We start from the raw sequence: 15301 nt of genomic DNA on the forward strand, positions 1-15301 counted from the left end.
CGGCGTCCAGCATCCGAAACGCCACCCGTGCGGCCCAACGACACCCTTGCGAAAACGGCATGTGACGGGCGACACTCGAAATTGCATACTGTAGACAGTCGGGGCCACGACCCCGCTACCCCGCCTGCCACCCGAGACGTGGAAGTGAGGGCAACTCATGTCCCTGCACGAAGAATTGACCGCGGTCAAACGGTCCCTGGACGACCTGGTGCGGACGGTCGGACAGCTGGAACAGCGCATCGGAGAGACCCGCGCCGCCGAGGCACGCCCCCTCGCGCCGGCCCTGGTCCACGAACTGATCCCGATCCCCGACACCCCGTACAACCACGCCCTGTGGACCGACTCGGACGACGAGGGACTGGGCGTCCACAGCCGCCGGACCTAGCGGCGCCGGGGTACGGAAAGGGCCCGCGTCCTGACGGACACGGGCCCCTGCGCGCGTGGCATATCGGTGTACCGGCGTATCCGGCCGCGGCGACGGCTCAGCCGAGCAGCTTCAGTACGTCCTCGGTGGTGCCGGTCTCGCCGAGCGCCGGGAAGATCTTCTCGACGGAGTTCCGGTGGGCGTCCCCGTCCGTGTCCGTCACGGCGTCGGTGACGACCGTGACGTGGTAGCCGTGCTCGTGCGCGGCGCGGGCCGTGGACTCGACGCCCTTGGTGGTGACGATGCCCGTCACCACGACCTGCGTGACGCCCCGGCGGCGCAGCTGGAGGTCGAGGTCGGTGCCGTGGAAGGCGCCCCAGGTGTGCTTCGTGACGACGATGTCCCCGTCCGCCTGCCCCAGTTCCGGCACCAGGTCGGCCCAGTCGGCCCGCGGCGGGAGCCTGCGCGCCGGGCCCTCGGTGCGGCCGGCCGCCCCGCTGGTGACGCGGACGAGCACCACGGGCAGGCCCTTGGCCCGGAAGGCGTCGGCGAGTTCCGCCGAGCGCGCGACGATCTCGGCGGCGGGGTGGACGGTCGGCAGCCCGACGACGCCGTTCTGGAGGTCGACGACAACCAGGGCGGTGGTCGGGTCGAGCGTGGTGACGGTCATGAGGGTGCTCCTTGCTGTCCCGGCGCGGTGCGGGGCTCGTCGGCCATGCGTTCACCGTACGAGTTACACAGGCAGCCTGGCAAGTTTCCCTGTGCATCTTTATTCGTCCCCTACCCTGAACCCTCACGCGGCCGGTCGGCCGGGTCCGAGGGGGAGGGGACGGCTGTGCGCACACGCCTGCGCGGATTCGGACGGACACTGGCACGGGGCTGGCGCAGCCGCCGCGCGCGGTGGCCCGAACGGGTCGCCCTCGCGCTCGCGGTCCTGCTCCTCGTCCCCCTCGTCACCGCCGCCGTGGCGCTCAGGGTCAACTACACCGGCGACCTGGCGGACGGCACCAGGACCCGTGGCAAGGACGCCATCTGGCTGGGCCACGCCTGGGTGGACGGCCGGAAGACGGACGCGGACCTCGACGCCTTCGCCCGTCGGATACGCGGCACGGGCCTGCGCGACCTCTACGTCCACGCGGGACCCCTGGAACACGACGGCACCCTGCCCGCGGACCTGTACCCGCGCGCGGACTGGCTGATCAAGGGCGTGCACCGGCGCCTCCCCGGGGTCCGCGTACAGGCCTGGCTGGGCGACAAGCTCGCCACCGAGACCCCGGACGGCCTGCGCCTCGAACGCCCGGAGTCCCGTGCCGCCGTGGTGCGCTCGGCCGCGCGGATCCTGGACGCGGGCTTCGACGGGGTCCACTTCGACCTGGAGCCGCTGCACTCGGACGACCGCGCCTACCTGTCGCTGCTGGACGACCTGCGCGCGCTCACGACGGCACGGCACGTGCCGCTGTCGGTCGCCGCGCACCAGATCGACCCGCTGCCGGCCCTGCACTCCGTGGCGGGAGCCCTCACCAACCATCCCAAGTGGTGGTCCCAGGCCTTCTTCGCGCAGGTCGCCCGGCGGGTCGACCAGATCGCCGTCATGTCGTACGACACGGCGCTGCCGCTGGAGAGCCTGTACGGCGGTTACGTCGCCCAGCAGACGGCCCTGGCCCTGGAGGTCACCCCGGCCGGCACCGACCTGCTGATGGGCCTGCCCTTCTACCACACGGAGGAACTGGGCCACCACGCCCACGCGGAGACGGCCGCCGCCGCCCTCCGCGGGGTCCGGCTGGGACTCGGGCGGACCGACCGCGACCGCGCGCGTTTCGGCGTGGCGCTGTACGTCGACTTCGCGGCGACCGAGGGCGACTGGACGGCCTACCGGGACGGCTGGGGATGCGTCACGCCGTCGTGCTGATTCGATGCTGATCCCGGTCGTCCCGGCGGATCGGCGCCCGGTCGCGGGGCCCGCGTACCGGACATAGCCTCCTGACTATGTCTCCGCTGGTGCGCCGGACCCGGGTCGCGACGGCGCCGCTGATCACGGCGTGGTGGCTGGTCGTGCCCGGCGCGGGGGCCGCTCGCGCGGCGGGTTCCGGGCAGAGCCCCGCGGAGTCGGGGTGGGCGGGGAACCTGGTGCTGCCCCTCGGGGTGCTGGTGCTGGTCGTGGCGGTCGCGGCGTACGTCTTCACCAAGCGCAGGCACCGGGCCGCGCGGGCGGCCGAGGAGCGGCGGGGTGACCGGCGTCCGGAGCGGCAGGACCACCAGGACACCCCCGGCGGTCCCTGACCGCCGTGGCACCCTCCACCGGGTCCCCGTCCCGCCGTCAGAACATGCTCAGCAGCTGCTCCACCGTCGGCTCCGCCGTCGAGTCCCCGTCGGGCAGGGGCAGTTCGAACCAGACCGTCTTGCCGCGCGGTGTCCTGCGCGAGCCCCAGGCTGCGCTCAGCAGGCCCACCAGCTGGAGTCCCCGCCCGCCCTCGTCGGTGTCGCGGGCCCGCCGCCTGCGCGGCTGGACGAGGCCCGCGTCCCACACCTCGCAGACGAGCGTACGGTCGAGCAGCAGCCGGAGCCTGATCTCGCCCTCGCCGTACCGCAGGGCGTTGGTGACCAGCTCGCTGACCAGCAGCTCCACCGTGTCGACCAGAGGTTCCAGGTCCCAGGCGACCAGCTGCGCGCGGGCCAGCTCCCTGGCCCGCCCCACCGAGCGCGGCTCGCGCGGCAGCCGCCAGTCCCCCACGGCGTCGACCGGGAGCCCCTGGATCCGGGCCATCAGCAGGGCGATGTCGTCCTCGCCGTGCCGGGTGTCGAGCGTGTTCAGCACGTGGTCGCAGACGTCTTCCAGGGGCCGTACGGGATGGGACAGCGCCGCCCGGAACGCGGCCAGGCCCTCGTCCAGCGGCTGGTCCCGCGACTCGACCAGGCCGTCCGTGTAGAGCGAGAGCAGCGCGCCCTCCGCCAGCTCGACCTCCACCTGCTCGAAGGGCTCGCCGCCCACGCCCAGGGGCATGCCGGGCGGCACGTCGAGCATCAGCGGCTCCTCGCCGGGCTCCACGACGACCGGGGGCGGATGCCCGGCGTTGGCGAACGTGCAGCGCCGGGTGACCGGGTCGTAGACCGCGTACACACACGTGGCGAGGTAGACCTCGGAGAGGTCGGCGTCCCGCGACTTGTGCGCGACCCGGGAGGCCTGCTGGGCGCCGCTGGGCGTGCCGAGGCCGCGGGCGATCTCGTCCAAGGCCGACAGCACCTCGGCCGGTTCCAGGTCGAGGAGCGCCAACGTACGGACGGCGGTGCGCAGTTCGCCCATGGCGACGGCGGCCCGCAGTCCGCGTCCCATCACGTCGCCGACGACCAGGGCGGTGCGGTGACCGGGCAGTTCGATGACGTCGAACCAGTCGCCGCCGACCTCCGTGGCGGTGTTGCCCGGCAGGTAGCGGCAGGCGATGTCGAGTCCCGCGGCCTCGGGGTCGCCCGGCGGCAGCAGGCTGCGCTGGAGGATCAGCGCGCGCTCGTGCTCCCTGCGGTAGAGGCGGGCGTTGTCGATGCAGACGGCGGCGCGCGCGGCCAGCTCGACCGCGAGCGCGCGGTCGCGGTCGCCGAACGGCTCGCTGCCCTTCGTACGGGAGAACTGGGCGAGCCCCACGACGGCGTCGTGCGCGACCAGCGGGACGGCCAGCGTCGACTGGATGAGGCTGCCCGCGCTGCCGGGGATCGACTGCACCCGGCCGGTGCGCAGCGCGCTCGCGGCGAGCGAGGTGAACGGGAAGCGGTGGACCGCGCCGACCTCCGGGGGGACGTACCCGCCCTCCAGCAGGTCGCCGGGTCCGGTCAGCGGCGCGTCCGAGACGGCGCTGGCGAAGGCGACCCGGCGCAGCGAGGCGCTGCCGCCGCCCGACTCGGAGCGGGAGGAGCCGCCGCGTCCCGGCGGGGCCTCCTCGCCGGTGAGCAGGGACTGGTAGAGGTCCACGGCGGCCAGGTCGCAGAAGCCGGGGACGGCGACGTCGAGCAGTTCGCGGGCGGTGGTCTCCAGGTCCAGCGAGTTGCCGATCCGGGCGCTCGCGTCGTTGAGGAGGGCGAGGTTCCGGCGGGCGCTGGCGGCCTCGCGGGCGGCGATGTGACGGCGCGTGACATCCGTGCCGATCCCGGCCACCCCGATGGGGCGGCCCGCTCCGCTGTGGACGCGGTAGAGGTTGATCGACCAGTGCCTGCGGTCGTTGCCGCCGGGCTGGGTGCCCACGATCGGGAAGTCGTTGACCGCCTCGCCGGTCTCCAGGACCCGCTGGAGGGCGCCGGTCAGCCGCTCGGCCTCGGGGCGGGGCAGGTAGTCGTGGACCGTGCGGCCGCGGTGGTCCTCGATCGCGCCGCCGAAGACCCTCGCGAAGCGTTCGTTGGCGCGCTGCACCTTGAGGTCGGTGCCGAACAGCAGGAAGCCGAAAGGAGATTGGCCGAATATGGCCTGCGAAGAGGCGAGGTCGGTTTCGATCCTGCGCAACGCCCTGACGTCGACAACGACGCAGAGCGCGCCCCGCTCGCCGGTCTCCGTCTCGCTCGGCATCACATAGATCTCGGCCACACCGTGCGCTCCGCCCTCATGGGGCATACGGAAGGGGACGAGGCCGGTCCACTCCTTGCCGTCCAGGATCTCGGCGACCTGGCGGTGCCCGCGCGGACGCAGGTCGGCAGGCATGAACACCTCGACCGGGTCCTTGCCCCTGACCTGGTACGGAGCGATTCCGAACAGCTCAGTGGCCCGCGCGCTCCACTGGTCGACCAGGCCGTCGGGGCCGATCGAGAACGAAGCGATTCTGATGTAGTCATAGATCGAGCCGGGCGGACTGCTCTGCCATACGACGTCGCCCGTCGTCCCAGGTATCTCGCTCACGCGACCGTCCCCTCCAGCTCACGCACCGGACCGGCCATTCCCGCAGTATTCAGCACTACGGCCCCGGCAGGCACGGCGTTCACAATCACAGCACGGTCTCGTTCTTTTTGAGCCGAGTCCGACCCCGGTCGCACCGGGTCCGAACGGATCGGAACGAGTCCGACGTGATCGTTCCCGTGATCGTTGTCCCTTCACACTTCTAACCAGACAGAGGTAGCTCGAACCACACCGTCTTGCCCGTCTTGCCGCGGCGCGTGCCCCAGCGCCGGGACGAACAGGCCACGAGCCGCAGGCCACGGCCGCCTTCGTCGTCGGGGGCGGAGGCGCGGGGGGCCGGCGGGTCGGGAAGGGGGTCGGAGACCTCCACGAGCAGGGCGTGTGCGGGGGCGGTGACCACGTCCACCCGGGTGCTGTCCGTCCGCGCGTGGTCCGTCCACGTGTGGTCCGTCCGCGTACAGGAAGGGGCGTCCGGGGCGGGAGCGAGGTCGACGACGGCCAGCCTCACCCCGATGGGGCCGGCCGTGTACCGCAGTGAATTGGTCACCAGCTCGCTGACCAGCAGGACCGCCGCCTCGCAGACGGGTGCGCCGATCTCCCAGGCGCGGAGCGTGTCACGGACGCAATGGCGGGCGGTGCGCACGGCGCCGGGCTCGGCGGGAAAGGTCCACTCGGAGCGCGCGCCCTGTGTGTCGATCAAGCCGACCACTTCTTCCCAACCCGCCGATTCTTCCCACCCCGCCGACAGAACCACATCCCTTTTAGGGGGGTTAATCTGCCCATACCCGAAATAGGGGGCGAGCTATCTCCCCCCATCGGTCAGCTCTCTCCCCCGCCCTGTTCGCCGTGGGCGCGTGGTGGCACAAACGGCGTACCGGGTGTACGGATCCGGCGGGCGGCCCCGCATCCTCCGGCGTACCGCCCTCAGCGCGCCGGGCCCTCCGGGGCGGCGCGCAGCAGACGGACAGCCTCGGCGACGGCCGGCCGGTCCTGGTCGAGCCAGTCGACCGTATGGACCTCGTCCAGGCCGAGCCAGCGCACCTCGTCGTGGTCCTCCAGGGGGCGGGGCTCACCGGAGAGCAGCCGGGCCGTCCACACCTGGAGGACATGGCCCCGGCCCAGCGGCCACTGGCCGGGGATCCGCTCCACCGGCCGCGTCTCGACGCCCAGTTCCTCGCGCAGCTCCCGTACCAGCGCCTGTTCGGGCCCCTCCCCCGGCTCCACCTTGCCGCCGGGCAGCTCCCAGCGGCCGGCCAGTTCGGGCGGAGCGCTGCGGCGGGCGGCGAGCAGCCGCCCCCGGTCGTACAGGGCGCCCGCGACCACCACACGATCTTCCATGGGCGGGAGCGTAACGGGCCGACCACTCAGCGGGTCGTCTGCACGACACGCTCCACCCAGTAGAGGCGACCGGGTCCGCGGGCATCGAGGTTGTCGGCGGTCTTCTGCGCCTCGTCCTTCGTCGCGTATCTGCCGACCCGGTAGCGATTTCCGTTGCCGTCCTGCCGTATCACCAGCCAGGGGAGCGCGGCTCCGCTGTCGTTCATCGCGCCCCTCCCGCCGCCGGCCTGTATCTCTCTGAAGATTCCCGGGAAACCGCAGTACGCATATGCCCGAGCGTACGCCTGACCTTCACTCAGCGGATGCGTGTTTGCACAAAGAGGTACACGACCCGCGTGCGAACCGCTGCACGGAGAGGGGGACGCACGCCAGGCGTGCGCCCCCCCTACGCTCCCATCCCCTCCCCCTTGGCGTCAGGCAGGTTTCACGTCGCGTCGGACCGGCGCACCGTCGGCAGCGGCATCAGGACCGGCGCGGCGTCCGTCACCTTCTGGCAGGCGTCCCCGCACGTCGAGTCCAGGGAGCAGCACAGCGAGCAGATCGGCCCCGACTGGACCGGGCAGTCGGCGATGTCCGGGAGTTCGTACGCCGTCGCGCAGACCGCGCAGAGATGGGTGGCGGTGATGTCGGGGACGTCGGCGTCCGGGCCGTTGACCGGGTTCGGCCGGGCCAGGTAGTACCTGCCCTTCGTCAGCCAGGCGATCAACGGGCAGAGGATCAGGGCGAGTCCGGCCGCGATGAAGGTCGAGAAGGCCTCCGCGTACGTCCCGAACAGCCCGAAGAAGGCGAGGATCGAGACGGTGGAGGCGATCACCATCGCCCCGAACCCGGCCGGGTTGACCGCGTACAGGTAGGCGCGCTTGAACTCGATGTACGGCGGGCTCAGCCCGATCCGTTTGTTGATCACGAGGTCGGCGGCGACGGCGGTGATCCAGGCGATGCCCACGTTCGAGTAGAAGCCCAGCAGCTTGTTGAGGGCCGCGAACATGTTCATCTCCATCAGCGTCAGCGCGATGGCGAGGTTGAGGAAGATGTACCAGACCCGCCCCGGATGCTTGTGCGTGATGCGGGAGAAGAAGTTCGACCAGGACAGCGAACCGCTGTAGGCGTTGGTCACGTTGATCTTGATCTGGGAGACGATCACGAAGATCGCGGCGGCGGGCAGGGCGAAGGAGCCGAGCCACGGCTTGAGCGCCTCGATCTGCGGGGCGATGGGCTCCAGGGCGTGGGTCTTGCCGACCGCCTCCAGCGCGACGAAGGCGAGGAACGCGCCGCCGAGCTGCTTGGCCGCCCCGATGATGACCCAGCCGGGCCCGGCGGCGAGGACGGCCGCGTTCCATCGGCGCTTGTTCGCCTCGGTCTTGGCGGGCATGAAGCGCAGGTAGTCGGCCTGTTCGCCGATCTGGGCGATGAGCGAGAGCGCCACGCCCGTACCGAGGCCGAAGCCGATCCAGTCGAAGCCCGAGCCGGCCCCTTCCGTACCGCCGAAGGAGCTGAACGCGCCCCAGGAGCCGGGCGCGTGGAAGGCGAGCACGACAAAGGGCAGGACGAGGCCGATGAGCCAGATCGGCTGGGTCCACGCCTGGACCTTGGCCAGCGCGCCCATTCCCCGGAAGACGATGGGGATGACGATCAGCGTGGTGACCAAGTAGCCGATCTGGACCGGGAGTCCGATGGCCTGGTGCATGGCCTGCGCCATGATCGAGCCTTCGAGGGCGAAGAAGATGAAGGTGAAGGACGCGTAGATGAGCGAGGTCAGCGTCGAGCCGAAGTAGCCGAAGCCGGCGCCGCGGGTGATCAGGTCCATGTCCAGGCCGTAGGTGGCGCAGGCTCTCGCGATCGGGATGCCTGTGATGAAGATGATCGCCGCGGCCGTGAGGATGGAGGCGAACCCGCTGGTGAAGCCGTACGTGAACACGATCGAGGCGCCGATGGCGAAGTCCGCCAGATACGCGATCCCGCCGAGCGCGGTGCCCGCGACCATCGAGGGCGACCAGCGGCGGAACGAGTGCGGCGCGTAGCGGAGCGAGAAGTCCTCGCGGCTCTCGTCGGCGGCGAGCTTGGCGTAGCTGCGCGTCGGCCGGCCCTGGTCGGGTGGGCTGTCGGGGGTGGGGATCGCGGTGTCCGTCATCGCTGCCTTCCCGTTTGTCGGCGTGTACCGGGAGCGGTACGAACGGGAAGGTAGAAGCCGGACATGACGGGGCGCCCCAGCGCGTCGTTGCCCCGCCGTTACAGCAGGGCGCCAGGAGTTAACTCGCCGTCACGGCGGCCGGACGGTGCGCTCCGACTATCGGTCGTGCGACAGAAATGAACGCGGGTGGTGTCGTACGCATCAACTCGGTTCACTTCACCGAGAGGTGATACGCCACCCGGTACCGGTCCGCCGGCACCACCACGTCCGCCGTCTCCACCGCCCGTCCCGACGCGAAGTACGTACGCTCCAGGACCATCACCACGTGTCCGGGGACCCCGCCGAGCGACAGGAGCTCCTCCGCCAGCCCCGGCCGCGCGCCGACCTCCTCCAGCACGTTGTCCACGACGATGTCGATGGCCGCCATCCGCTCCACGACCCCGCAGCCGCCGAGCGGCCCCTCCTCGGGCAGCATCACCGGCGTACGCCCCGTGACCGCCAACGGCTCCCAGGAGGTGGAGAGCATCATCGGCTCGCCCCCGTCCCGGAACACGTACCGCGTGCGCATCACCCGGTCCTCCGGCTCGATGCCGAGGCGCGCGGCGATCCCGGGCCCCGCCACGTCCTGTTCGCTGCTCGACTGCCACGTCCCCCGCGTGCCGTCCGCCGCCTGTTCCTGGCGGAACGGGCTGGAGCCGCTCGGCGGCCGGTAGCCCGAGCGGGAGATGCGGCGCGGGACCGGGCGCTCGCGCACATACGTCCCCGACCCGGAGCGGCCCTCCACCAGTCCCTCGGCCATCAGCACCTTGCGCGCCTCCAGCGCGACCGTGTCGGAGACTCCGTACTCCTCGCGGATGCGGGCCTGCGAGGGCAGTCTGGTGCGGGGCGGCAGCGCGCCGTTGGCGATCTTCTTGCGGAGATCGCCGGCGACACGCAGATAGGCAGGCTGCTCACCAAAAGCCATTGACCACTCCCAACGGGTTGACAGACAGCAACAGCCTGGCAACCGTGGGTTGTCATCCGCAAGCATGGGCCAGGGTTTCACCCGAAGTGATGATTTGTACTTACGGAAGGCTTACGCCGCGAACGAATGATCCGGACGTACCGTCAGCTTCCAGGCCATCGCGTCAAATCCCCTCTTGACCTCAATGGTCCAGACCAATACCTTTCCTGCCCATGAGCCTCACGCTGAGCAGCGCTCGAAGCGCAGGAACTCCCCGGAACACCCGAAGAACCCTTGGCAGGCTGGCCGTTGCCGCCTGCTCCCTGTCCCTTCTCGCCACGCTCTCGCCCGCGGCCTCGGCGGTCACCACCTCCTCGGCCACGTCGGCGTCCTCGGCGAAGCACGACGGCGGCAGGAGCGGCCGCGAGTACAAGCGGGTCGGCTACTTCACCCAATGGGGCGTCTACGGACGCAACTTCCAGGTCAAGGATCTGGACACCAGCGGGCAGGCGGCCAAGCTGAGCCACATCAACTACGCCTTCGGCAACGTGAACGCCGAGGGCAAGTGCTTCACGGGCAACGTCGCCGGCGAGGCCGACGCGTGGGCCGACTACGCGCGCCCGCTCGACGCGGCCGGTTCGGTGGACGGCGTGGCCGACACCGCCGAGCAGCCCCTCGCGGGCAACTTCAACCAGCTGCGTGAACTGAAGGCCAAGCACCCCGGCCTCAAGGTGCTGATCTCCCTGGGCGGTTGGAGCTGGTCCACCCACTTCTCGGACGCGGCCCGCACGCCCGCCTCGCGCAAGGCGCTGGTCTCCTCCTGCATCGACCTGTACATCAAGGGCAACCTGCCCGTCGACGGCACACGCGGTGGCGCGGGCGCGGCGGCCGGCCTCTTCGACGGGGTCGACATCGACTGGGAGTGGCCCGGTTCCGAGGGCGACACGGACACCGTCTTCCGTCCCGAGGACAAGCGGAACTTCACCGCGCTGGTGCACGAGTTCCGCACGCAGCTCGACGCGTACGCGAAGAGCCAGGCGCCCCGCAGGACGAAGCCGAAGCACTACGACCTGTCGGCCTTCGTGCCCGCCGCCCCCGCCAAGATCGACGCGGGCTTCGACGTCCCCCGGATCATGCGGGACTTCGACTTCGTGAACCTCCAGGGGTACGACTTCCACGTCTCGGGCGAGAAGACGACGTCCCAGCAGTCGGCGCTGTACGCGGCGCGCGGTGACTTCAGCGTCGACCAGACCGTGCGCGACTGGGAGCGCCGCGGCGCCCCGGCCCGCAAGCTGGTCGTGGGCCTGCCCTTCTACGGACAGGGCTGGACCGGGGTGACGGGCGGCGGCGACGGCCTCGGCCAGCCGGCCGCGGCGCCGGCGCCCGGGGTGTGGGCGCCCGGCACGGAGGACTACAAGGTCCTCAAGGGGCTCGCGGCGGCGGGAACGTACAAGGTCCACCGTGACGTCAGGAACGGCAGCGCGTGGCTGTTCGACGGCACCACGCTGTGGACGTACGACGATCCGCAGGTGCTGCGCGCCAAGACCGCGTACATCCGTCACAAGGGGCTGGGCGGCGCCATGGTCTGGTCCATGGACGGCGACACGGCGGACGGCGAACTGACGACGGCGATCGACCGCGGGCTGTCGGGGCGCTGACCTGAAGGGGTTGCGCGGCTCGTGGGCCGCGCAACCCTCGGCGGGAATGTGCGGGTACGTGCCGTTGGCCTCGCCTCCCATGGGGACGACGGGGAGCGGTAGCGGTGAGCGGGAGCGCGCGGCGCGGCCGGCGACGGCGGCCGTACGCGCGGTCAACGGCCTCACCGAGCGCTGGGCGGCCGGGCACGACGGGAACGGGGACACGGTGTTCTCCGCCGCCGGTGTCCGGCCGCTGCTCGCGCTCCTCGCGGACGCGGCGGCGGGGCCGGCCCCACGCCGCCGAGGCTGTGGCTGTCCACCTGGCCGTTCGCGCTCGCTTCCGACCACGACCTGCGGGAGCGCGCCGGGCTCTTCGGCCTCAGGACGGCGACCGATGCCACGCGCGGGCACTTCCCGGACATCAGCGTCGGGCCGCTGGCGGTCCGTTCGGCCCGCCAGTCGTCGATGGCGGAGTTCGGCGCGCTGGGCTTCCGCGCGGCGAGTGTGACGGCGCTGGGTCTGTTCGCAGGGGGGATACCCCACCTCAGCCACCGCTCGGTCCGCGTCTCCGCCGACTTCGACCGCCCGTTCGGCTTCCTGGCGGTGCACCGCACCTCGCGGCTGGTGCTGACGGCCGGCTGGGTGGCGGAGCCGACGCTCTTCGATCTCGACGCGCCGGAGGGGTAGGGCCTGTCCGGCGGAGGCGCGCCCCGGGATTCAGCCGTTCACCCCGCGCGCCCCGGGCCTCCGCACCGGCCCTGCGTTCATACGGTCGTACGGTGAGCCTCTCGCGTACGCATCTCGCCGCCGCCCCGCTGATCGCGGCGGCCCTCGTCGCCGCCGTACCGCCGGTCTCGTACGCGGAGGCCGCGCGGCCCGCCCCGTACTCACCCGCCCACCCCGCCACGACCCCCTGCGGCGAGGAGCGGGACCCCGGCTGGTCGCCCGCCGCCACGCGCCTCCCCGATCCGGCCGACAGCCACCACGCGTACACCGGCAACGGCTATCTCGGCACACGCGTGCCGCCCCTCGGCGCCGGGTACGACGAGCGCGGCGGCGCGACGGGCTGGCCGCTGTTCACGCCCCGCTACGACGGCGCCTTCGTCGCCGGGCTGTACGCGCACGAGCCCGCCACCACCGCCGACCGCCAGGTCCTCGCCGCCCTGCCGTCGTGGACGACGCTGGACGTACGGATCGGCGGGGAGACCCTGGGCCCGGAGAGCCGCGTCTCCCGCTACCGCCAGAGTGTCCTGCTGCGCTGCGGAGTGGTCCGTACGGCGCTGCGCTGGACCACCGCCGACGGCCGCGTCACCGACCTGACGTACGAGATCCTCACCGACCGCTCCGACCCGCACGCGGGCGCCGTACGGCTGCGGCTGACCCCGCGCTGGAGCGGCGAGGCGCACCTCGCCGCCGGCCCGGACTGGCGCGGGGCGCGGCGCCTGACGCGGACGGGCGGGGAAGGCGGGGGCACCCGGACGGGCGGGGAAACCGGGAGCACGTCGACGGCCGGGGGCACAGAGACGTTCCACACGCTCGGCACGGAGACGTTCCGCACGCTCGGCACGGACACGGCGGGCGCCGTCGCGACGACGCTGCGACCGGACGTCCGTGGACCGATGCGCGTCGAGGCGGACCGTACGTACACGCTCGTGAAGTACGTCGGCGTCGACACGACCCTCACCGCCCCCGATCCCCGCGCCGCCGCCCGCGCCGCGTCCCGGCGGGCGGCCGCGCGCGGCTGGCAGGGGCTCTTCGCCGCCAACGCGGCCGCCTGGGCGCCTCTTTGGGACGCCGACATCTCGGTACCGGGGCATCCGGACCTCCAGGCGTGGCTGCGCGCGGCCCAGTACGGCCTGCTGACGAGCGCGCGGGAAGGCGGCGGCGACAGCATCGCGCCGACCGGGCTGAGCAGCGACAACTACGCGGGCCTCATCTTCTGGGACGCGGAGACCTGGATGTTCCCCGGCCTGCTCGTCACCCGTCCCGAACTGGCGCGTTCGGTGGTCGAGTACCGCCACCGCACGCACGCCGGGGCCGCCGCGAACGCCGAAAAGCTGGGCTTCAAGGGGCTGTTCCACTCCTGGACCAGCGGAGGGCGCGGCGAGCTGTGGACGGAGTGCCAGAGCTGGAACCCGCCGCACTGCGTGACGCAGAACCACCTCCAGGGGGACATCGCCCTCGCGGTATGGCAGTACTACGTGGCGACCGGCGACCTCGGTTGGCTGCGTGAACGCGGATGGCCGCTGCTGAAGGGGAGCGCGGAGTTCTGGGCGTCGCGGGTCACCGCCCACCCCGACGGCAGCTACTCGGTGAAGGAGGTGGCGGGCCCCGACGAGTACAGCAACGGCGTCACGGACGGCGTCTTCACCAACGCGGGCGCGGCGACCGCCCTGCGCAACGCCACACGCGCCGCCGCGCTGGTCGGGGAGGCCGCTCCCGCGCGCTGGGCGGAAATCGCGGCCCGCGTCCGTATCCCGTACGACGCGAAACGGAAGATCTACCTCCAGTACGCGGGCTACACCGGTTCGCGCGTCAAACAGGCGGACACGGTGCTGCTGACGTACCCCTTGGAATGGCGGATGCCGGCAGGCGCGGCCGCGGCAACCCTGAACTACTACGCCGAACGAACGGACCCGGACGGCCCGGCGATGACGGACTCGGTGCACGCGATCGACGCGGCGGCGATCGGGGAGCCGGGCTGCGCGGCGTACACGTACCTCCAGCGCGCGATCAGACCGTTCGTACGGGGCCCTTTCGCCCTCTTCTCGGAGGCCAGGGGCAGCAAGGCAGGCGCGGACGACCCCCTCTCCGGCTCCCCGGCCCAGGACTTCCTGACAGGAAAGGGCGGCTTCCTCCAGGTCTTCACGCACGGCCTGACGGGCCTGCGGCTGCGCGAGGACGGCGTACGACTCGACCCGACGCTGCCGCCCCACCTGGCGGCCGGGGTGGATGTACGGGGCCTGCGCTGGCGGGGCCGTACGTACGACGTCCTGATCGGCCCCCGAAAGACGACGGTACGACTGACATCGGGCCGGCCCTTCACCCTCCACACCCCAACGGGCCCAAGGCGCCTGACCTCGGCCCTCACCCTCCCCACCCGCCGCCCGGACCTCACCCCGACAACAAACGCGGCCCGCTGCCACCCGGCGACGGCGTCGTCGGAGGAGCCGGGCCTGTACGCGAACGCGGCGGTGGACGGCAGCGAGGCCACGTCCTGGGTCCCCACCGCAGCCGCCTCAATCCTGACGGTGGACCTCCTCCACCCGGCAGGGATCGCGACGGTCACCCCCCACTGGACAACGCCCACCCCGCCGTCCTACCAAGTGGAAACCTCCACGGACGCCGCACACTGGCAGCCCTTCCACCCGGGCGCCCGGACGCGACACATCCGCCTGAAGCTGACACAAACGCCGACATCGCAACCAACCACAACAGGCATCCGAGAACTGACCGTCACCCGCACCGCACATCCCTGAAGCCGGTGGGTGACTCACCGTACGAACGGCGTTGTGTGAAGGCCCAGTTCGGGAGTCGAACAGTCGACGGGCCGCCTCGATGGGTGTTAAATGATCGACTTGGCCATCGAGGAGTCAGGGGTGAGCCAGTCGCTGACGGGCCATGAGTTGACGGGCGAGCGACAGGGGAGCGTGTAGTCATGGCGGGAAACTACTCGGCCGACATCCAGGCGATCCTCGCCGGATCGAAGCACATCGCCACCGCCGTCTCGTACGGCGAGAGGATGGTGCCCAACTTCGAGCAGGGCAGCGAGGGGTACTCGGGCTGGTGGGGTGAGGAAGGCGGCGACGACCTCTTCGCCAATCAGGTCGGGGAGCAGGTCAGGGACGAGCAGGAACGGGTGATCACGACGGCCAACGCCATCACCGAGGGGTTCCTGGCCCTGGTCGACGCGGTGGCCGGGGAAGCCCAGAACGTGCGGAGGCCGCAGGAGTTGGCGGTGGACGACATCACCACGCACGGTGCGGAAAGCGAATCAAGGCGCTGAATGGCGATC

At 71.6% G+C, this 15301-nt stretch carries 14 protein-coding genes; 7 read left to right on the forward strand and 7 right to left on the reverse strand.

From position 1 onward, the window contains the following. Positions 1–157 precede the first annotated feature (157 nt). On the forward strand, positions 158–385 hold the full coding sequence (locus tag OG349_RS12410) for a hypothetical protein (RefSeq protein WP_327234661.1): 228 nt from the start codon (positions 158–160) through the stop codon (positions 383–385). A gap of 97 nt (positions 386–482) precedes the next feature. Here OG349_RS12410 and OG349_RS12415 read toward each other — a convergent pair whose 3' ends face one another. After that, positions 483–1034: an isochorismatase family protein gene (locus OG349_RS12415; protein ID WP_327234662.1), complete on the reverse strand. Its 552-nt coding sequence runs from the start codon at positions 1032–1034 to the stop codon at positions 483–485. A gap of 165 nt (positions 1035–1199) precedes the next feature. Here OG349_RS12415 and OG349_RS12420 point away from each other — a divergent pair, with 165 nt between their 5' ends. Then, positions 1200–2273 carry a glycosyl hydrolase family 18 protein gene (locus tag OG349_RS12420; protein WP_327234663.1) on the forward strand — a complete coding sequence of 358 codons (1074 nt, stop codon included), beginning with the start codon at positions 1200–1202 and terminating at the stop codon, positions 2271–2273. A 77-nt stretch (positions 2274–2350) separates the two neighbouring features. Then, entirely contained in the window at positions 2351–2644 is a 294-nt protein-coding gene (locus OG349_RS12425; protein ID WP_327234664.1) for a hypothetical protein, read from the forward strand. Between the two features lie 37 nt (positions 2645–2681). Here the strand turns inward: OG349_RS12425 and OG349_RS12430 are convergent, their stop codons facing one another. From OG349_RS12430 to OG349_RS12455, 6 genes are all read right to left on the reverse strand, one after another. After that, a complete protein-coding gene (locus tag OG349_RS12430; RefSeq protein ID WP_327234665.1) occupies positions 2682–5240 on the reverse strand; it encodes a SpoIIE family protein phosphatase in 2559 nt (852 codons plus the stop codon). A 199-nt stretch (positions 5241–5439) separates the two neighbouring features. Beyond that, on the reverse strand, positions 5440–5946 hold the full coding sequence (locus tag OG349_RS12435; protein ID WP_327234666.1) for an ATP-binding protein: 507 nt from the start codon (positions 5944–5946) through the stop codon (positions 5440–5442). Between the two features lie 215 nt (positions 5947–6161). Further along, positions 6162–6575: a (deoxy)nucleoside triphosphate pyrophosphohydrolase gene (locus OG349_RS12440; RefSeq protein WP_327234667.1), complete on the reverse strand. Its 414-nt coding sequence runs from the start codon at positions 6573–6575 to the stop codon at positions 6162–6164. Positions 6576–6601: 26 nt separating this feature from the next. Beyond that, positions 6602–6781, reverse strand: coding sequence for an SPOR domain-containing protein (locus OG349_RS12445; protein WP_327234668.1), 180 nt, complete (start codon positions 6779–6781; stop codon positions 6602–6604). Positions 6782–6999: 218 nt separating this feature from the next. After that, the gene (locus OG349_RS12450; protein WP_327234669.1) at positions 7000–8706 is read right to left on the reverse strand and encodes a purine-cytosine permease family protein; all 1707 of its coding nucleotides are present in this window, start codon (positions 8704–8706) and stop codon (positions 7000–7002) included. A 211-nt stretch (positions 8707–8917) separates the two neighbouring features. After that, complete coding sequence (locus OG349_RS12455) at positions 8918–9670, reverse strand: GntR family transcriptional regulator (protein WP_327234670.1); 753 nt, start codon at positions 9668–9670, stop codon at positions 8918–8920. Positions 9671–9882: 212 nt separating this feature from the next. On the opposite strand from OG349_RS12455, the gene OG349_RS12460 reads away from it, so the two are divergent. The 4 genes from OG349_RS12460 to OG349_RS12475 all read left to right on the forward strand — a co-directional run bounded on the left by OG349_RS12460 (position 9883) and on the right by OG349_RS12475 (position 15292). Next, positions 9883–11307 carry a glycoside hydrolase family 18 protein gene (locus OG349_RS12460; protein WP_327234671.1) on the forward strand — a complete coding sequence of 475 codons (1425 nt, stop codon included), beginning with the start codon at positions 9883–9885 and terminating at the stop codon, positions 11305–11307. Between the two features lie 444 nt (positions 11308–11751). Then, the gene (locus OG349_RS12465; protein ID WP_327234672.1) at positions 11752–11973 is read left to right on the forward strand and encodes a hypothetical protein; all 222 of its coding nucleotides are present in this window, start codon (positions 11752–11754) and stop codon (positions 11971–11973) included. A gap of 92 nt (positions 11974–12065) precedes the next feature. After that, a complete protein-coding gene (locus OG349_RS12470) occupies positions 12066–14765 on the forward strand; it encodes a glycosyl hydrolase family 65 protein (protein WP_327234673.1) in 2700 nt (899 codons plus the stop codon). A gap of 179 nt (positions 14766–14944) precedes the next feature. Then, positions 14945–15292, forward strand: a complete 348-nt coding sequence (locus OG349_RS12475; RefSeq protein ID WP_327234674.1) for a hypothetical protein — start codon at positions 14945–14947, stop codon at positions 15290–15292. Positions 15293–15301: the final 9 nt, after the last annotated feature.

This window comes from Streptomyces sp. NBC_01317, assembly GCF_035961655.1.
GTDB lineage: Bacteria > Actinomycetota > Actinomycetes > Streptomycetales > Streptomycetaceae > Streptomyces.

What these genes read in the sequence shown, in the direction of transcription:
- OG349_RS12410 (WP_327234661.1), top strand. Translation starts at nt 158, where the DNA reads ATGTCCCTGCACGAAGAATTGACCGCGGTCAAACGGTCCCTGGACGAC.
- OG349_RS12415 (WP_327234662.1), bottom strand. Translation starts at nt 1,034, where the DNA reads ATGACCGTCACCACGCTCGACCCGACCACCGCCCTGGTTGTCGTCGAC.
- OG349_RS12425 (WP_327234664.1), top strand. Translation starts at nt 2,351, where the DNA reads ATGTCTCCGCTGGTGCGCCGGACCCGGGTCGCGACGGCGCCGCTGATC.
- OG349_RS12440 (WP_327234667.1), bottom strand. Translation starts at nt 6,575, where the DNA reads ATGGAAGATCGTGTGGTGGTCGCGGGCGCCCTGTACGACCGGGGGCGG.
- OG349_RS12445 (WP_327234668.1), bottom strand. Translation starts at nt 6,781, where the DNA reads ATGAACGACAGCGGAGCCGCGCTCCCCTGGCTGGTGATACGGCAGGAC.
- OG349_RS12450 (WP_327234669.1), bottom strand. Translation starts at nt 8,706, where the DNA reads ATGACGGACACCGCGATCCCCACCCCCGACAGCCCACCCGACCAGGGC.
- OG349_RS12455 (WP_327234670.1), bottom strand. Translation starts at nt 9,670, where the DNA reads ATGGCTTTTGGTGAGCAGCCTGCCTATCTGCGTGTCGCCGGCGATCTC.
- OG349_RS12460 (WP_327234671.1), top strand. Translation starts at nt 9,883, where the DNA reads ATGAGCCTCACGCTGAGCAGCGCTCGAAGCGCAGGAACTCCCCGGAAC.
- OG349_RS12465 (WP_327234672.1), top strand. Translation starts at nt 11,752, where the DNA reads ATGGCGGAGTTCGGCGCGCTGGGCTTCCGCGCGGCGAGTGTGACGGCG.
- OG349_RS12475 (WP_327234674.1), top strand. Translation starts at nt 14,945, where the DNA reads ATGGCGGGAAACTACTCGGCCGACATCCAGGCGATCCTCGCCGGATCG.